At 59.9% G+C, this 16686-nt stretch carries 10 protein-coding genes and 1 tRNA gene; 4 read left to right on the top strand and 7 right to left on the bottom strand.

What is annotated here, in order from left to right; all coding sequences use genetic code 11:
• Window positions 1-38: 38 nt before the first annotated feature.
• A complete protein-coding gene (gene alaS / locus NW848_RS07280) occupies window positions 39-2690 on the bottom strand; it encodes an alanine--tRNA ligase (protein WP_099813066.1) in 2652 nt (883 codons plus the stop codon).
• Window positions 2691-2976: 286 nt separating this feature from the next.
• On the opposite strand from alaS, the gene NW848_RS07275 reads away from it, so the two are divergent.
• Window positions 2977-4650 carry a serine/threonine-protein kinase gene (locus NW848_RS07275; protein WP_011430705.1) on the top strand — a complete coding sequence of 558 codons (1674 nt, stop codon included), beginning with the start codon at window positions 2977-2979 and terminating at the stop codon, window positions 4648-4650.
• A gap of 18 nt (window positions 4651-4668) precedes the next feature.
• Here NW848_RS07275 and NW848_RS07270 read toward each other — a convergent pair whose 3' ends face one another.
• On the bottom strand, window positions 4669-5160 hold the full coding sequence (locus NW848_RS07270) for a hypothetical protein (RefSeq protein WP_011430706.1): 492 nt from the start codon (window positions 5158-5160) through the stop codon (window positions 4669-4671).
• Window positions 5161-5209: 49 nt separating this feature from the next.
• Here NW848_RS07270 and NW848_RS07265 point away from each other — a divergent pair.
• Window positions 5210-5283: transfer RNA gene (locus NW848_RS07265), tRNA-Asp, on the top strand.
• A gap of 83 nt (window positions 5284-5366) precedes the next feature.
• Entirely contained in the window at window positions 5367-6428 is a 1062-nt protein-coding gene (locus NW848_RS07260) for a histidinol-phosphate transaminase (protein WP_011430707.1), read from the top strand.
• A 23-nt stretch (window positions 6429-6451) separates the two neighbouring features.
• On the opposite strand, the gene NW848_RS07255 is transcribed toward NW848_RS07260, so the two are convergent.
• Window positions 6452-10063, bottom strand: coding sequence for a hypothetical protein (locus NW848_RS07255; RefSeq protein WP_414510857.1), 3612 nt, complete (start codon window positions 10061-10063; stop codon window positions 6452-6454).
• 1020 nt (window positions 10064-11083) lie between these two features.
• Here NW848_RS07255 and NW848_RS07250 point away from each other — a divergent pair.
• Entirely contained in the window at window positions 11084-11557 is a 474-nt protein-coding gene (locus tag NW848_RS07250; protein WP_011430710.1) for an Hsp20/alpha crystallin family protein, read from the top strand.
• A gap of 46 nt (window positions 11558-11603) precedes the next feature.
• Here the strand turns inward: NW848_RS07250 and NW848_RS07245 are convergent, their stop codons facing one another.
• From NW848_RS07245 to NW848_RS07230, 4 genes are all read right to left on the bottom strand, one after another.
• Window positions 11604-12386, bottom strand: coding sequence for an S-adenosyl-l-methionine hydroxide adenosyltransferase family protein (locus NW848_RS07245; protein ID WP_011430711.1), 783 nt, complete (start codon window positions 12384-12386; stop codon window positions 11604-11606).
• 64 nt (window positions 12387-12450) lie between these two features.
• On the bottom strand, window positions 12451-13206 hold the full coding sequence (locus NW848_RS07240; RefSeq protein ID WP_011430714.1) for a response regulator transcription factor: 756 nt from the start codon (window positions 13204-13206) through the stop codon (window positions 12451-12453).
• 147 nt (window positions 13207-13353) lie between these two features.
• Window positions 13354-15132, bottom strand: a complete 1779-nt coding sequence (locus NW848_RS07235) for an ABC transporter ATP-binding protein (protein WP_011430715.1) — start codon at window positions 15130-15132, stop codon at window positions 13354-13356.
• 150 nt (window positions 15133-15282) lie between these two features.
• On the bottom strand, window positions 15283-16623 hold the full coding sequence (locus tag NW848_RS07230) for an FIST N-terminal domain-containing protein (protein WP_011430716.1): 1341 nt from the start codon (window positions 16621-16623) through the stop codon (window positions 15283-15285).
• Window positions 16624-16686 lie beyond the last annotated feature (63 nt).

Raw genomic sequence — 16686 nt, 5'->3', positions numbered from 1 at the left:
AAATCCCCGGCTTTCATTATGGGGTAAGGCGGCAGCTCCTAACTGCCCAAGCCTGAAGACAGCTCTGCCTGTAGCCGCTCCTGGGCCACCTGCAGGGCTTGGGCCAGTTTCTCTGGCTGTTTGCCGCCGGCCTGGGCCAGGTTGGGCCGCCCACCGCCACCGCCGCCTGTCAGCTTGGCGATCTCGCCGATAAAGGAGCCCGCTTTGAGACCAAGTTTCTGCACCGCCGGGCTAAAAGCCGCAACCAGGCTGACCTTGCCAGCTTCCGGCACCGATCCCAGCACCACTGCCCCTTCTCCCAGTTTGTGGAGCAGATGTTCGGCAGCAGTTTTCAGCGCCTCGGGGGGAGTGGATCCCAGTTCCGCCGCCAAGATCTGCAGATTGCCAACAGCTACAGCCTGGGGCAGGAGCCGCTCTGCCTGCAGCAAGGCCAATTGGCTGCGCGCCTCCTCGAGCGCCCTCTGGGCGGCCTTCAGCTCCGCCTGCAAAGCCGCCACCCGCTCCGGGATCTCCTGGGGCTTGGCCTTGAATTGGGCGCTCAGCTCCCGCACGACGCTATCCCGCTCGTTTAGGTATTCCAGCACCGCCGGCCCAGCTACCGCCTCGATGCGGCGGATCCCGGCCGCTACGCCACTCTCGGAGATGATCTTGAACAGGCCGATCTCGGCAGTGTTGCTGACGTGGGTGCCGCCACAGAGCTCCATTGACACCCCCGGAAAGTCAACCACCCGTACCTCGGCGCCGTATTTTTCCCCGAACATGGCTATTGCCCCCCTGACCTTGGCCTCTGCCAGGGGCATGATGGAGACTTGCGCAGGATGGGCCTCGGCAATCCAGGTGTTGACCAGATCCTCAACCTGCTGCAGCTCTTCGGGGGTGAGGGGACGCGAGAGGGTAAAGTCGAAACGCAGCCGGTCAAAAGCCACTAGAGATCCCGCCTGGCTAATAGAGGGATCGACAACCTTTTTCAGGGCTGCCTGCAGCAGGTGGGTGGCTGTGTGGTGGGCCTGGGCGCGCCGCCGGCAGGCCAGGTCAATCTGGGCCTGCACCGGATCCCCCACCCGCAGGATCCCCCGTTCTACCCGGCCAAAGTGGACAAACAGATCCCCCCGCTTCTGCACATCCTCCACCCGCACCAACACTCCGTCGCCGGCCAGGTAGCCGCGATCCCCGATTTGGCCCCCGGACTCCGCATAAAAAGGCGTGCGATCCAAAACCACCTGCACCGACTGCCCGGCCTCTACCTGGGGCACCGACTTCCCTTCCACCAGCAGGGCCTCCACCACGCCGCGGGCAGAAGACTGGCTGTAGCCCAAAAACTCCGTCTCGATTAAAAACTCGGCCAGCTCGTCCAGGGATCCCTGGGCCGTGACGTCGAGGGTTTGGTGGGCGGCGCGGGCCCGCTGCCGCTGTTTTTCCATCTCTTGCTCGAAGCCCTGCACATCCACGCTAAAGCCGCGCTCCTGGGCAATTTCCTGGGTCAGCTCCAACGGGAAGCCGTAGGTGTCGAAGAGCTTGAAGGCGTCGGCACCCGAGATCTGCTTGGGCGCGCCACTGGCCGTGACGTTGGCAAACAGATCAAACAGCAGCCGTTCCCCCCGCTCCAGGGTCTTGAGAAACTGCTCCTCTTCCCGCTGCAGCTCGGCCTTGATCACCGCCTCCCGCTCCCGCACCTCCGGATAGGCGGCCTCCGCCAACTGGATGGCCGTCTCCACCACCGGCAGGGTAAAGGGCTCGCCGATCCCCAAGAGGCGCCCGTGGCGCACCATCCGCCGGATCAGCCGCCGCAGCACATAGCCCCGGTCCACGTTGGAGGGGATCACCCCATCGGCAATGAGATGCATCACCGCCCGCGCGTGATCCCCAATTACCTTGAGGGAGACTTTCTGCTCGGGGCTGGCCTGGAAGTAGTCCACCCGGGCAATCTCGGCCGCCTTCTGCACAATAGGGAAGATCAAATCGGTCTCATAGTTGTTGGGGACTCCCTGCAGCACCTGAGCCAGCCGCTCCAGTCCCAGGCCGGTGTCGATGTTTTGCCTGGCCAAGGGAGTGAGGCGGCCCTCGCTGTCCCGGTTCAGCTCCATGAACACCAGGTTGTAGATCTCCAAAAAGCGAGAGTCGTCCCCTAGGTCGATCTGCTCATCCCCCAGCTCCGGCTTGAAGTCGTAGTAGATCTCCGAGCAAGGGCCACAGGGGCCGGTGGGGCCGGCAGCCCAGAAGTTGTCCTCCTCCCCCATGCGCCGGATGCGGTGGGGTGGGATCCCGATCGCATCGCGCCAGAGGGCAAAGGCCTCCTCATCTTCTCGAAAGACGCTCACCACCAGGCGCTCTGGCGGCAGGCCAAACACCTCTGTCACCAGCTCCCAGGCCCAGGTGATGGCTTCTTTTTTGAAGTAGTCGCCAAAGCTGAAGTTGCCCAGCATCTCAAAAAACGTGTGGTGGCGGGCCGTCCGTCCCACGTTCTCGATGTCGTTGGTGCGCACGCATTTCTGGGCAGTCGTGACCCGTGGGTACTGTGGATCCTGATGGCCGAGGAAAATCGGCTTGAAGGGCAGCATGCCGGCGATGGTCAGCAGCACCGTCGGATCCTCCGGCACCAAGGAGGCGCTGGGCAATACCTGATGGCCCCGCTGGGCGTAGAAATCCAGAAAAGCCTGCCGGATGGCGGCACCGGAGAAGGATGGAGACATGGCCAAGGCAAAGGGTAACTGTATTGATCAATTCTAGGTTTTTTGGCTCTGGGGCAGTTGAACTCCCGCTCTCGGATGGGGCCAGTGTCGCTCCCCAAAGCGACACAATCTAAGCGATTTCTCTGATTGAGCCCAAGTGGGCAAACGCTAGGATCAGCCTGTTCGAGGCGGATGCGCAAGATTTTTCTCTCCTTGGTCTAGGCTAGATGTATCTCTAGCAACTTGCTTGCCCGCCCATCGGCCCCGTCTCGGTTACCTAGACGTCAGCCGGTAGCGCCTGAATGATATGCCCAACTGCTACTGCCTCAATCCGGACTGTCTGCGGCCGGAAAATCCCCCGGCTGCCTCCACCTGTGCCTTCTGCGGGCAGCCGCTGCTGCTGCGCAATCGCTATCGCGCCTTCAAGCGTCTGGGGCAGGGGGGATTTGGCGCCACCTTCTTGGCCCGCGATGAGGACATGCCCTCCAAGCCCTGGCGGGTGATCAAGCAGTTGCGCCCGGCTGAAAATTCGCCCCAACTGGCCAGGCTGGCGGAGGAACTGTTTAACCGCGAGGCCGAGGTGTTGGAGCGCCTGGGGGAGCACTCGCAAATCCCCAAGCTCTACGCCCACTTCCAAGAAGGCGGCAAATTCTACTTGGTGCAGGAGTTTATTGAGGGGATCACGCTTGCCCAGGAGATGCGGCGCAACGGGCCTTTTTCCGAAGAACAGGCTCGGCAGGTGATGCAGGAGGTGCTGCTCATCCTCAGCTATGTCCACAGCCACAACACCGTCCACCGCGACATCAAGCCGGCCAACCTGATTCGCCGCAAAGAAGATGGCCGCCTGGTGCTAATCGACTTTGGGGCGGTGAAGCAGCTTGGGCCAGGCCACACGTTGTCGGAGGAGGGAACGGCCATTCGCTCCCTGGGCTTTTCTCCGCCGGAGCAGATGGCCGGCCAGGCGGTAGGCCCCGCCAGCGATCTCTACGCGCTGGCCGCCACCTGCCTCAACTTGATGACCCTGGAGTCGCCGGCCAAGTTTTACGACCACAACACGGGCCAATGGGATTGGTCGGATCGCCTGCAGCTCAGCCCCGAGTTCGACGCCATTTTGCGCCGCATGCTGCACCCGGTTATCAGCCAGCGCTTTGCCACGGCTACCGAGGCGTTGCGGGCTCTGCAAGGGATCCCGGTGCAGGAGGGCCCGCCTTCCTCGCCGGTCATCTTGCCCCCTTCTCCCTTGACTGCCGGCTCCAGCCCGTTGCTGATCTCCGACCATTGGACCAGACGCCGTTCAACCTCCCCCCCCCCTGCCCGAACAGATGGGTTCTCGCCTACGCCGCTCCCTCGGCCCGGCGCGGGAGACATGCTGCCCCTGGGATCGGTTCCCACCGGCTGGGGGAGCACCACCGGTTTTACCCAACTGGGCCAAGCCAGCCGCATCACCGGCGGCGGGCAGATCAAGCCAGCCACCCCGCCGCGCATCCCGTCTTTGGCGGGGGCGGATCTGCGGGGCAAGTCTTTTGCCAACCAGAACTTAGCCGGTTACGACTTGCGCTGCGCCGACCTGCGGGGGGCCGATTTTTCGGGGGCCAACCTGCAGGGAGCCGATCTGCGCGGGATCCGCTTCAACACACCGCAACCCCGCTGGCTGCGCTTTTTGAGCCGGCTCCTCGGCTCGGCCAAAACCTTGGGCGAGATCCTAGCAGGCCTGGGAGGGCTCTTGGGAGCCGGGAGCCTGGCGTTTTTGCTCGTCCATCTCGCCACGCGCAATGTGGTTTATGCCTTGGGGGCGGCTGGGATGGCTTTGGTGGTAGCCGGGTCGGTGCTCTGGTCTGCAGGCGGCAGAACTTCCCTGCCACGCCAAGCCGAAGAAAAGGGCAAGCGCTTCACCAGCTTTTACAAAGCGGATCTGCGAGGGGCACAGATGGATAGGAAGCTGCGGGAGTTCGCCCGCCGCCAGGGTGCCATCTTGAGCTAGAGCAGATCCGTTCCCGCCTTAGGCTATGGGAGGAAGGCCTCTGCGGAGGGCCTGGCTCACCTGCTCCGCCAGAGGTCGGCAGGCCACGGCTTTCCCTTGCCGCCGATCCCCTGCCTGGTCGTAAAAGACGATGCCTTCGGCGCGGGAAAGGCCCAGGGCCAAAAACAGCAGCTCCAAAACCCCAAAGGAGGTGGCCTCTAAGTCCGGCGCTTGCTGCCGAAGTTCCGCCAGCGTGGCTTGGGCATCTTCCAGGTGGCCAAAGGCCGGGATCCACAGATGGCCGGGGGGCTCGGGTTCTGGGGGGGAGTCCGCCCCGGCGGAGCTTTCCACCACCCGCACCGTCAGCCAGCCACCATCGGGGTAGCGCAAGGTGGTGTACTGCAGGTGATCCAGGTGTTGGGCCACCTGGGTGAGCACCTCCGCCACCTGCTGCATCGCCGCTGTCGGGATCCCGTTCTGCGGGGCCTCCTCTACCAGCGTTGCTGCCTGGGCCGCCAGACTAGATACCATGATTGACAACCATCCTCATCTAAGTTCAGAATAGGTATTCGCAGCTCCTGGGGCTGTAGTTCAATTGGTTAGAGCACCGCCCTGTCACGGCGGAAGTTGCGGGTTCGAGCCCCGTCAGCCCCGTACCTGTTAGGAACACTGTAGCCTACATCGGCAAGCGGGTCAGCCCTGCTATTATAGGTACCTTGCTCCGTTAGGGTAGGGAGATGTGTGCCTTGCGGTATCTGCGCCCGGATTTGCTTCACCTCAAGCCCTATGATGCCGTGCCGCCCCAAGCTGCCGACAAGTTGGATGCAAACGAGTTTCCCTGGGATTGGCCGGTGGGCTTCAAGCAGAAACTCTCCCTCCTCTGGGAAAAAGGGATCCCGAGCAACCGCTACCCCGATGCTCATCACCAGGGCCTCAAGCAGGCCATCGCCGCCTATGCCGGGGCAGATCCGGCCCAGATTAGCCTGGGCAACGGTTCCGACGAGCTAATCCGCTCCCTGCTCATCGCCACCTGTGTGGGCGAGCGGGGCAGCGTTTTGGTTGCAGAGCCCACCTTTTCCATGTACGCCATCCTAGCCCAGAGCCTGGGGATCCCGGTGGTGCGGGTGCCCCGCCATCCCGAGACGTTTGCTCTGGATCTGGGGCGGTGTCAACAGGCCGTAGCGGAGCAGCGGGTGCGGGTGGTGTGCTTGGTAGATCCCAATTCGCCCACCGGCAATGGCCTGAGCACCGCTGAGTGGGAGTGGGTTGAAGGGTTGCCCGCCGAGATTTTGGTGATCCTCGATGAGGCCTATTTTGAGTTCAGCCAGCACACGGCCCTGCCCAAGCTGGCGGAGCACCCCAACTGGGTTATCTTGCGCACCTTCTCCAAAGCCTTTCGCCTGGCAGCTCACCGGGTGGGCTATGCCATCGGCCATCCGCAGCTTATCCAGGTGCTGGACTCCATCCGCCTGCCCTACAATCTCTCGGCCATCTCCCAGTGGGCCGTTCAGATCGCCCTGGAACATGCCGAGGAGTTTTTGGCCGACCTACCCCTCATCCGTCAGGAACGAGATGCCCTCTACCAAGCCCTGCAGGAACTGCCGGGGGTGCGGGTGTGGCCCAGCCAGGCCAATTTTCTCTACTTCCGGGTGGCAGGATGGGATCCCCAGGATCTGCAGCGGGCCTGGCAAGAGCTGGGAACTTGTGTGCGCTGTACCGGCGGCGGGCTGCGCCTAACGGTGGGCACCCCTGAAGAAAACCAACGCGCCCTGGAGCGGCTGCGGCAGATCTTGCGGTAGTTGGCTCTACTTCCAACTCCTTCTCAACCTGGGCCGAGCAATCGCTGAATCAGGCTATGAACTTGCTGGAGCTGCCTCTCGTTGAGCCGCTTCAGTTCCTCGCGGATTGCCACTTGCAGTCTCTGAGCTTCAGTTTGCTCCCGCTGCAGCAGCCAACTTTGAACAGGGCTGGGGTGCTCCACGAAGTCATGTGGCCAGGGATCCCATTCCTCCAGCTCGGGCTCTGCCTGGGGCAGTTGCTCACGCCAGCGCTCTTGAGCGCGGCTAAACTCCTCCGCCAAAAGATCGGTCGGTCGTCCCTCCGCCTGCAGAGAATCTCTGTACTTCTTGTGAACCAAAAGCCAGCGCTGCCGAATCTGAGAGCGTTGCCATCTTGGGATTCTACCGATTCTGTTTTCAGCAAAGCGCTCATAAAACCTGAGCGCATCTCGGTAGCAGCCCAGTCGCTCGTAGGCTAGGCCCACCTCCAGCGGCTGCAGCCACCAAGCGTGCTCCCCGCGCACACTGCTTACCACTTCCTGCAGAAAATCCCGCAGTCCAGGGAGCTTCCACCTCAGCTCATCCCAGTTGGTTTCCATGTCTCGAGCCATGCTGGCCACCAACTCGTAGTCATGTCCGCGCTGCCACGCCTGTGGGTGGGCCTGAACCACTTCCCAAAGCCTGCACCACTCGCGGCGCCGGATCAGGATTCGCAGCAGCAGCGGCCACTCTTTCAAGCGCTCCAGGCTGAGAATGACGTCGTTGATGTACTCCTCCCACTCGCCCGCGAGGGGACGTCCCGCCTCCTGCCATTTGCTCACCACTGCTGCGTCCTGCCGGTCTTTGGATAGCCACCTCACCTGGCCAGGCGGCTTCTCCAATTGGATCTTGGCTCGGTAGTAGCGGGAATGCTCCGTTTGGCCACCTTGATCCCAAATGGCAACTGCCTCCTCAAGTTTTTGTTGCTGGAAATAACAGATGCCGAGAATCTTGTGATATTGCCCTGCGAACGGCTGCCGCTGGCCAAGAAAGGCCAAACGCTCCCTCAAAGCCTCAAGAGTCTCTTGCCAAAAAAGTTCACGATCCTCCGGCTTAGGACAAAAAGTCCCTAGGTTATCGAAAACTTCCTCCAGCTCCGCCAAAAACTTCTCCACACAAACCTTCCAAGTCAGATCCGAATGCTTCGGGCTGACCTCAACGCTCAACCAATCTCGCACTCGAACTATCTGTCGAAAGCGCTCCATGGACTTGGCAGAGCTGCTTTGGGTTACCACCATCAAATCCACCAGAGGACCGTAGTTAGGGATCTCGGAGCACCTGGCAAAGTGAGTAGAACGATGCTGCTGCAACTCTGACCAAGCTTTTGCCTTCCAAAAGCACTCCCAGGCTTCTCGGATGAGATTTCTATTGGGTAGGGCGGATCTTTCCAAGCTTAAAAACTGACGGCCTGCAGAAACGTAATCCCTCTGCAGCTTGAGGATCCAAGCTTGGCATTCCTGTTCTAATTTCTGGTTGCCTGCCTGCCGAGCAAAGGCGCGCGCATCTTCCAAGAGCTCAGGATTTCCCTCCTCTACCCCTTGCCTAAGAAACCCAAGAGCCAAGTCCAGCACATCCTGTAAGTTTTTATCCGTCCAGTATTGGATGCCAGTGCCTTGAGCGAAGCCGGCCAGTACAGGCGGATGCGTTTGCCATTGGGATCGATCGGGCTGCAAATGAGAGTGATTGAGCCAAAAGTCAATCTCCAAGGCAGGATCCCAGAATTCCCGCCAGCCGGCTGCAGTATCCACAACAGCTAAGGCTTCGATGGGGCGGGTAATACCAACGTATAGCTGGTTGAGAAAATAATGTAGTTGCAGGGATACCTTCTCTGCAGCTTCTTGAGCGTAGTGGTTAAGCCTTCGGCTAAAGTTTTGTCGATAGCAGTCGCCAAACTTGTAGAGAATGATCTTTTTGAACTCCATGCCCTTGACAGCGGTAACAGTCTGCAGCAGCGCCGGCTTGAGATTTTGCTCCAGCTCTTCGGCAAAAACCCTCTGGAGGTCGGGATCTTGGCGCACGTAGTCCAGCTCCTCTCCTATAGAACAAGGCAGGATGCAAACTGTACCCGTGCTGTTCCTGAGCATACTCCTCAGCTCATGTTGAGTTAAGTTCTTGTCTTGGCCATCCAGTACAAACTTTTGAGCTGGCCTCCCCGGTTCCTGAAAACGCCAAGGCTGCTGTGGGCAAATCCCCCGATCATTGCTAAGAACTCGCCGCCACAAGTTGATAAGGTTGCTAAAACGAGTAATCTGAGGGCTACAGCGGTAATTATTTTTTAACTCCCGGGGACTTGGAATCTCGAGAGAATGGCCGGGCAACAAGTAAGCACGGATATGCTCGTAGAGATACCTCCTCAGGGCACCCCAACGAAATCCTGTAGGATTGATAGTTTGCAGAGGATCCCCAGCAAAAGCATAAGGTAAACGCTCGATAGCCCAATCCAACTTATATTTTCCCCAGGGGGACAAGCAGAAAACAATATTCAGTTCAAGCTGGGTAAAGTCTTGAACCTCATCACAGAAAATGACTGGGTGAATTGATCTAAGAAAACCATTCTGTAACACATCCCTAGCCAAATCTTGATCGTCCCAGTAGCTTCCGTAGGTAGTTCGTTCTTGATAACCCGGCCAAACTTGCTCGTATATTCGATCAAAGACTTCTACATTTACAGTGCGGTCGGCTTGAGGCAATTCCCGATAGCAATCTGGATCCAAGTAGTCGCTTACTCCATAGCCCTTGATCAGAGTACGAATCGTATGCCAAGCTAATTCTACATCACTGCGGCCGCGGTACCAGCTCCGGAATCGATAAAAATTGACATATCGCTCCGGTTGATAGCGTTCTTGTCTCTCTGGTGGAAGGCAGCTTAACAGGTAGTCCTGGAAGGTGCTAAAGAAAGCTTGACATCGCTCAATTTCCCCTTCTGAGAAGTCACTGCCTCTCTCTCGGTAACGATGGTTGACCCGCAAAATTGTACTTACCTTGCTGCGGGCTTGCTGTACTAGACTCGGGCTATAGGTTAAAAAGAGAGGACGGTACTGAAAGCTTCCTTTGCTTGAATCCTTCAGGTAATGGCTGCAGTAATCAGCAAAACGGTAATACAACATCAGAGATTTGCCGCTCCCAGCTCGCCCGTTGATTAGTAGAGGCATAGAGGTGCTTTGGAGAATTTCTTCTTCCTCCATCGACAAAGCTAAGTTCCCCTCTGTAGTCTCCTGGATTTCCAGCCAGACGTTTTCATCTGCAACCATGGAGTCGGGGTAGGCGCGGCGGGCATATCGCTTCCAAATCTCTAAAGATTGTGGGTGTTGGAGAATATCCGGCTGATCGGCCCCCCTCCCAAATAGGCAAGTTCGGCGCCCCAGGTCAAACCGCTCTCTCTGCTCCGGAGCGTGGTCGTAAACTCCAATTAAAAATGGAGATAAGACTTTTTCCTGCTCACATACCTGCACCAGGCTGATAGCCAGATGTATCGAGCCTTCCCGCCAGCACCTAACCTCAGTTTCTGGATAAAACAGTGGTAGTTTCCAGTAGAGATTCCCTTTCTCATCGCCAATGATGAATTGCTCTACCGCCCGATACACTTGGCGCCGCTGTTCTAGAGAAAGGGCTTGCACTTGCCGAACCCATTCCCCGCTTTCCAACACAAGCCGCTCCTGGCGGTTGGGAGTATTTAAAAACTGTATCCAATCGTACAGTTCGTTGGGCAGAGGGAGGAGCTGGTTTTGCCGCGCTTCTTCTTGTTCATTTTCCGCTTGCCTTTGTGCCAGCCATGCCTGTAGCTGATCGTCAGACACCCAGTTCCTCACCCGCTCTTGATAGCTGGGATCCTGCCGCCGCTCCAGGAACTCTCGGTACTCGTGGCTGCCTCTCCCCCAAAGGCCAAACAAGACCAAAACCGGCACCTCTCCCAGATAGCGCAGATCAGCCACCAAGCGAACGTTGCGCCGGAGGTTGCGTTTCCAGTAGGGGTAGCGAACGTCGAACAACCGGCTTAAAAGGGTGCGATCCCCCTGCTCCAGCCGTTCTATCAGCTCCTCAAGGTTGTATGGCGCTCCTGCCTCCAAAACTTCTTCTGGGCAATACACGTACATGGGATCCCACTGCTCAAGCTGTCCTGGTTTGAAGGCCATCTTAGAGGCGGCCTGCCTTGTCTGTCAGGTCTCTCTCAAAACTTGCTACCAAACTGAGAGACTAACCAAACAACTTCAATTGAAGCTAGAGTTAGACTTTTAAGCTTTGATAAACTGTGCTGAACTGTTAGAGAATCCAGGCTGTTACCGCGCGGCCCTAACGCCCATGCCTCTGTCAAGCTGTCTGGCGGCAGCATTCTCAGCAGAAGCCGATCGAACCGGCAGAGAAAAGGTTGCGACAGGGATCCCGCTGGCTCTAGATGAGGTTGTCCAAAGTGAACTTTGGAGAAAGGTGATGGGATCCTCCCCTAGCTGGATCGGTTTGCCCTCCCTGCTGGCAACAGCGGTCTTGGATCATTGAAGCAGAACGGGGTTTGGATCCCATCTCGTCTCAATACAGCTTTTTCCGACGTGGGGGGAGTTCTGTAGAACGGTGGGATCCGGTTGTTACCCCTGTTGACCGGTTTTTCAAGAATTGTCCACCCTACTACCCAAGGAGCGGCTATGCAATTGGTTTACTTCACCCCCATCCTCGATGTGCGCGTGCAGCAAAGCACCCTTGACTTCCCGAGGCAGCAGAGCTCTGGAGAGCACCCTCGCACTTTCTTCCCCACGCCATTACAGGTTTGGGAGAGCGGCGAAGCCTACATCGTCCAGTTGTGGGCGCCGGGGGCCAATCGGGAACGCTTCCACATCGAGGCCACAGCCCAGCAGCTCTCCATCAGCGGTGAGATCCAGCTTCAAGGCCCTGAAGGTGCTGAATTACGCTACCAAGAGGTGGAGCCTCAGCCTTTTCAACGCACCCTCAAGCTAGCCAAAAGCATTCAGCCGGAAAAAGTCTCGGCCATCTACCGGGATGGCATTCTCACCCTCACCCTGCCCAAGGCCGATGCCGTGCGGGCGGTCAAAGTTCAGATAGGAACCTCAACTTCCGCAGCTGAGCCGGAAACTTTAACGGTGGAAAGCCAGCCTGCCTAGTCTCCCTTCTCCCCAAGCGAGAGGGGGCAGGGGGGAGGGAGTTCGGCTAGCTATCCCACTGCACGCGCACCTCGTCCCCTACTTTGAAATCCAAGGTGCGGCTGGCGTTGCCCCGGTTTTGCGCGATCTCCACCCAGCCGGAGCTGCCCACCAGGGCAAGCAGCTCGCCCTCGCTTCCCTCGGCAAAGGTGGCGGCGGAGCGGATGGTGATCCCCTTGATCCAGGCCCTCCAGTTGCGGCCCTCTACCCAGTTGCCAGGGAGAGTGGTGATGCCGTTGCCGAAGCGGTCGATGGACTGGATCACGCCGCGGCCGCCGTCGGGTTCTGCCTGAGGTGGCGGCCAGTCCCAGCGAACCAGCTCGGCCACATCCAAGGGATCCCCCAACTCTGCCAAGGGGATCCCGTTGGCCAGGTGGGCGGCCACGGGGGCAAAAATATCCCGCCCGTGAAAGGTACGGCTGGGGGAGGGGGTGCGCCAATAGCGGGGTCGGTTGAGTTCCACAGCAGCTAGAGGTGGGGATTGCTCCAGAACGCCGCTGAAGAGGCCATTGTCAGGGCCGACCAAATAGCCTCCTTGGGTTTGGATGGCCACCGCCCTTCGGCTGCTCCCCACCCCTGGATCTACCACCGCTAGGTGAATGGTTTCAGAAGGTAAATGGGGATAGGCCGTCATCAAGGCAAAACGGGCCGCTGCCACGTCCTGAGGCGGGATTTCGTGGCTAAGGTCGATAAACTGAACCTGGGGCGCGATCCCCCAAATCACCCCCTTCAGAATGCCCACGTAGGGATCCTGAAGACCAAAATCAGTGAGTAGGCTAATGACCTTCATTGGCGAGCTAAGCAGCGCTTGCCAGCCCTCTGGGAACTTTTAGCTCTCCTACGGCAGGTGGTTTTTACGGGGAAGAGGAGTCTTTTGCCAGTTCCGGCTGCAGCGGCTGGGGATCGGCAATGTTGGGCAGCTCCAGACAGTAGCCCGCCCCGTAGACAGTTTTGATGTACTGGGGGTGGCGCGGATCCGGCTCCAGCTTGGTGCGCAGATGGCGGATGTGGACGCGAATGGTCTCGATGTCGTCGTCGGGCTCGTAGCCCCACACTTCCTGCAGGATTTCGCTGGGGGAGACTGTCTGGCCGTGCCGCTGCATCAGGCAGTGGAGCAGGTCAAACTCCAGGTGGGTGAGCTTAATGGTTTTGCCAAACCACACCGCCTCGAAGCGCTCTGGCACCAGGGTGAGGGGGCCATAGGTGAGGATCTCGCCGTGTTTGGCCGTCTGGGGAATGCGATCGGCACGTCGCAGCAGGGCCCGCACCCGCACCAGCAGCTCCTGCACCTCAAAGGGTTTGGTCAGGTAGTCGTCGGCGCCAGCGTTGAAGCCTTCAATCTTGTCTTGGGTTTGGCCGAGGGCGGTGAGCATCAGGATCGGGATCTCGCTGGTGCGCTCCTCCCGCCGCAAGCGCTGGCAAACCGTCAGGCCGTCCACCTGGGGCAGCATCAGGTCGAGAATGATGAGATCCGGAAGAACCTGCAGAGCCAGTGCTTGTCCGCGTACCCCATCGGTGGCCTTCACGACCTCATAGCCCGCCAACTCCAGATTGATACGCAGAATATCCAGAATTGAAGGGTCGTCCTCAATGATGAGTATGCGAGCCATAGCCGGTTGCAGCCCAAACTGCGGATAAAACGTTTTGTTAAATCAGCTAACAAGAGTCCAAAGCTTTACGACTCAAAGTTTACTTAATTCTAGCCTCATTGCAAATCTGGCCGGGAGGCGGGTGGGCGCCGCTCCAGGGGAGACCCTTCATCCGGCTTGGCGGGCACGCTTTTTCGGATCCCCTTTGGGAATGGCGGCGATGAGGCGGCGGGTATAGTCCTGCTGCGGGTTCCGGTAGATCTGAGCGGCAGGGCCAATTTCTTCGATGCGGCCTCGGTTCATGACCAGAATGCGGTCGCTCATGAACTTGACCACGCTCAGGTCGTGGGAGATGAACAGATAGGTCAGTCCCAGCTCCTCCTGCAGATCCTTGAGCAAGTTCAGCACCTGGGCCTGTACGGAGACATCCAGGGAAGACACTGCCTCGTCGCAGACGAGCAGGCGCGGCTCCGAAGCCAGGGCGCGGGCAATGCAAATCCGCTGCCGCTGCCCGCCGGAAAACTGGTGGGGCAGACGATCCAGCGCCTCGGGATCCAACCCGACTCGTTCAAACAGGCGTTGGGCTCGTGCTCGCCGCTCGGCGGCGTTTCTCCCCATCCCGTGCAGCACCATCGGCTCCATGACGCTGGCTCCCACACTCATGCGCGGATCCAAAGAGGCTGCCGGATCCTGAAAGATAAGCTGGATCTCGCGGCGCAAGCGGCGCAGGCGCCGAGGCGGCAGGCGGAGCCAGTCTTCTCCGTCGTAGATTACCTGGCCGGAACTGGCGCGGATTAGACGCAACAGGGTTCGCCCCAGGGTGGTTTTGCCGCAGCCGGACTCGCCCACCACCCCCAGGGTTTCGCCTGGATACAGGTCGAAGCTGATCCCGTCCACAGCTCGGATCTCGCCCACCTGGCGGCCCAATGGCCCGCGACGGACGGCATAGTGGGTGCGCAACTCCCGCACCTGCAACAGAGGGGGCTGGCTGCATATCTGGCGCAGCCGTTCTTCCTCTTCGGCGGCTGGGATCTCCAGTTGCTGCCACCGCTCCTCGAGGGATCCCCCCTTTTCCTGGAAATCCTGGACGGTGGGCAGCCGCCGCAACCGCCGCTCCAACGGTGGGCGACAGGCCAGCAGGCCGCGGGTGTAGGGGTGCTGGGGATCCCAAAAGATCTGTTTCACCGATCCTTGTTCCACGGCTTGGCCCCGGCACATCACCACCACCTGATCCGCCAATTCCGCCACCAAATTGAGGTCGTGGGTGATGAAGAGGATCGCCATCTGTCGCTGCTGCTGCAGATCCCGGAGCAGGCGCAAGATCTCGGCTTGCACCGTTACATCCAAGGCGGTAGTCGGCTCATCAGCAATCAACAGCTTGGGGTTAGAGGCGATGGCACAGGCGATGGCCGCCCGCTGGATCTGGCCGCCGGAGAGCTGATGGGGATAGCGCTCCAGCATCTGGGGAGAAAGCTGCACTTCCTCAAACAGGCGGATGGCTTGGGCGCGGAGCTCCGCTGGGGGGAGGGAGGTGTGGGCCCTCAGGGTTTCCCGCAACTGCTGGCCACAGGTGTAGAGGGGGTTGAGGGCGGTGCTCGGCTCTTGGAAGATCATGGCGATCTGGGAGCCGCGGTAGCGCCGCCGTTGCCGGGGATCCAGCCGCAGCCAGTCCACTGTTCCCTGGGGGCCCTGAAAGAGAATGGTGCCTTCCACCCGAGCGGAGCTGGGCAGCAAGTCCATCAGCGTCAGGGCGGTTATGGTCTTGCCGGATCCGGATTCCCCCACTAAGCCCAGGACTTGTCCGGCCCCCAGTTGAAAGGACAGCCCATCCACCACCGGGGATCCCAAGCATTCTGCCTGGCTGCCGGCAGTGCGGCTGGGCAAGAAAACCCGCAACCCCTGAACAGTCAGAAGGGCAGAAGTGACAACCGGAGCGACATCGGCCATGGCTGAGGGCGGCGATCGAGGGATTGGCAGGATTATAGACCACCGCTCCAGCTTCCCTTCTTTCCCCGCTGGGGCAGCTCCAGGACTTCGGCAGCGTCGCTGAGGGAGTCTGGGTCTCAGCTACAAACTCAGCTCAGGATTGCCAAAACCTTAGCGGGCGGGCCGGAAGATCCCAAAGCAGGAGGTGTAGCCGTGCAAAAAGGTGGATCCCCCCACCGGGCCGATCTCGCCGTTGCAAAAAAAGCCCCCCAGGGGTAGCTCTCCCAGCAATTCCCGAAACCGTTGCGAGTCAAAGTTGGGGGTACCGTACAGCCCCTTGCCTCGTCCCAGGCAGGAGAACATCAGCGCCCCACAGGGATCCGGCTTGGGTTGAGAGGAGCGTTCTGCGGGGTAGCTTTGCTGTAGGTTGCGCTCGGCACAATAGCGGCTGAGGGCCCACCGCAGATCTTCCGCCGAAGTCTGGGCATCGCGCAGATGAAACTGCACCGTCTGGCCGGGGCGCACCCGATCCCCGATGGCGATCGCCCCCACCCGTGGATCGATGCCCAGGATCACGCGAATGAGAAAATCTCCCGACGTCGGCTCGGATTTGAACTCGTCCATCAGCAGGCCGATGAAGAGAGCTTGGCGGGCCAAGCGTTGATCCGATGGGCTGAGCCGTTCGGCCAAATCCTGTAAGACCGCCAAAGGAGGACGCCCCTCCAAGCTGAGGATCACATTCCCCTCCGCTTCGGTGACGCGCAAGGGATCCCCAATCGGGCGACATCCCTGAGCCACCACCGCATCTAGCACCACGTTGCCGGAGAGGGCCAGCCCCACCGTGCCTTCCCGATACAGCTCCCGCCGGGGTGTGGGGGTACGCGCATCCAGCAAAAACAGAGCATTGCCGCGAGGGCCGCGGCCGCCACTGGCCAATCCCCCCACCTTGACCGCCCCCGGATAGGCAAAATCCAGCCCTTGCAACAGCTCAGAGATTCGAGAGGAAAATCCATCCGCCAAGAGCAGAAAATGGGGCTTGCTCTGCGGCAAAACTCCAACCAAGTCTATCCAGGCCGAAGGAGGTGCATCCAAGTCGGGCAATTGGTTTCCCCGCAAATAAAAAGGGTGCAAGGCCACATCCGGCAGCACCGCCAAAGACAGCGACAGGGCTGGCCCCTCCTCAATTTCATGCCCCCCACCCACGATCCCGCCGCCGGAGCAGCCGATCAAAACGTCCACCTCCAACAGCTCCGACAACAGGGGCAGCACGCGAATGTACTCGCTGGCAAAGGCCGCCGACACAAACAGGATCCCCAAGTTGGGCCGCAGCGGCTGAGAGGGGACGTACCCGGTGAGCAGCCCCGGCAGGCTGCCGGATCCCACCGCCTGCACCTGTCGCGTCAGGGCGCTCTTCAGTTGGGCTACCTGGAGCTTAGCCTTAGCTTCCTCCACCACCTGCCGCAGAGCCGCTTCCAGAGAAGGGAGCTGGGAGAGCGCGTTCACCCACTGCATCGGCGTGTTCCTACGGTCTGGAGTTTGCTTTTTTAGGCTAGCAATTTATGCCCGGGACTGGCT

The sequence above is a fragment of the Synechococcus sp. RC10A2 genome, assembly GCF_047502605.1.
The sequence above is the reverse complement of the archived record's forward strand: the minus strand, read 5'-3'. Positions and strand labels throughout refer to the sequence as shown.